2 protein-coding genes and 1 pseudogene are annotated in these 1,681 nt (G+C 58.1%); 1 reads left to right on the forward strand and 2 read right to left on the reverse strand.

Going from position 1 to position 1,681, the window contains the following annotated elements:
- Positions 1-699 (forward strand): amino acid ABC transporter ATP-binding protein (locus SO140_RS45755; RefSeq protein ID WP_498544176.1); only part of this gene is annotated, 699 nt, incomplete at its 5' end.
- Between the two features lie 52 nt (positions 700-751).
- Here SO140_RS45755 and SO140_RS45760 read toward each other — a convergent pair.
- Positions 752-1,078 (reverse strand): DUF3561 family protein, encoded by a 327-nt coding sequence (locus SO140_RS45760; protein ID WP_025301616.1) that lies wholly within the window; start codon positions 1,076-1,078, stop codon positions 752-754.
- Between the two features lie 84 nt (positions 1,079-1,162).
- Positions 1,163-1,594, reverse strand: a pseudogene (gene cysC / locus SO140_RS45765) (adenylyl-sulfate kinase); the annotation flags it as partial.
- Between the last annotated feature and the right edge of the window lie 87 nt (positions 1,595-1,681).

Consider the following 1,681-nt stretch of genomic DNA (forward strand, 5'->3'; position numbering starts at 1 on the left):
AAACAGTTCGGCGAGAGCCACGTGCTGCGCGGCATTTCCTGTCAGATCGCCGCCAACGAAGTGGTGTGCGTCATCGGCCCTTCCGGCTCAGGGAAGAGCACCTTCCTGCGCTGCATCAACGCGCTGGAAACGCTCTCCGGCGGCGAGATCGAGGTGAATGGCTTCGCCGTCCACGATCAGAAAACCGATCTGAACAAAATGCGTGAAAGCGTGGGCATGGTATTTCAGCGCTTCAACCTGTTCCCGCACATGACGGTGTTGGAAAACATCATCATGGCGCCGGTAAGCGTGAAGAAACTGCCGCGCGCCGATGCCATTACGCAAGCTGAACAGCTACTGCGCAAGGTCGGCCTGCTCGACAAGATTGACGCCTATCCCAACAGCCGGTCCGGCGGCCAGCAGCAGCGGGTAGCGATCGCCCGCGCGCTGGCGATGGAGCCGAAGATCATGCTGTTCGACGAACCGACCTCCGCGCTCGATCCGGAGCTGGTGGGCGAAGTGTTGGCAGTGATGAAATCGCTGGCCCACGAGGGCATGACCATGGTGGTGGTAACGCATGAGATGGGCTTTGCCCGCGAGGTGGCCGACCGGGTGCTGTTTATCGATCAGGGGATCATTCAGGAAGAAGGGGTGCCGCAGCAGATCTTCAGCCATCCGACCAATCCGCGCACTCAGGCATTTCTAAGCAAAGTTTTGTAACCTTCGGCACCGCTTTGCAATCCTTCGGGCGCCGGCATCGGCGCCCGCTCTCTTACCACCCGGTCAGGAAGCTGAACACCAGCCAGAACAGGCACAGCACAATGGTGCCGGTCAGCAGCAGCGTCAAAATCAGACGACCGCGCAACAGCATGCTGAGGGTGATGCCGATCAGCACCGACAGCGGCATCAGCGCCAGGAAGAATGGCCAGGTATAGAGCAGGAAAAACAGCGTGTTGGAACCGTAAACCAGAAACGGCAACGCGAACGCCAGCCAGTAGAAAACAAAGCCGCTAACGCCGCCCAGGAAAGAATAAGAAGGCTCCTCTCTCTCCTGTTTTGACTGCTTGGCGTCGATCAAGATAGGCGTGACATTTTGCATAGTGATCCCTGGTTATTCGGCTCGCTCTGCGGCGGCTTAGAGTAAAAAGCGCATGGCGAAAAACGCCACACGCTTTTTTTGAATTCAGGGTTTGATAATAGCCTGACCACGCAACACGTCTAACAATTGCGCAATCAAATTTGTTACCAATTGTTGGCCATCAAGGTGGATTTCCGGCTGCTGCGGCGCCTCGTAAACCGCGTCGATACCGGTGAAATTGCGCAGCTCGCCGGCGCGCGCTTTCTTATACAATCCCTTCGGATCGCGCGCCTCGCAGATCGCCAACGGCGTATCGACAAACACCTCGATAAAGCGATCGTCACCGAGCATCTCGCGCACCATCTGCCGTTCGGCGCGGTGCGGCGAAATGAACGCGGTCAGCACCACCAGCCCAGCGTCCACCATCAGCTTGGCCACTTCCCCCACCCGGCGAATGTTCTCGCGCCGATCCTCGTCGGAGAAGCCGAGATCGCGGCACAGGCCATGGCGCACGTTATCGCCGTCCAGCAGGTAGGTGCTGACGAAAAAAAGAAGAGAAGGGGTAAGGAAGGAAGTGAGCAGGCCAGGTCAGAGGGGTAGAGGGAAGGATGGATAGAGGGGCAG

This window comes from Bradyrhizobium sp. UFLA05-108, assembly GCF_059803455.1.

What these genes read in the sequence shown, in the direction of transcription:
- SO140_RS45760 (WP_025301616.1), bottom strand. Translation starts at nt 1,078, where the DNA reads ATGCAAAATGTCACGCCTATCTTGATCGACGCCAAGCAGTCAAAACAG.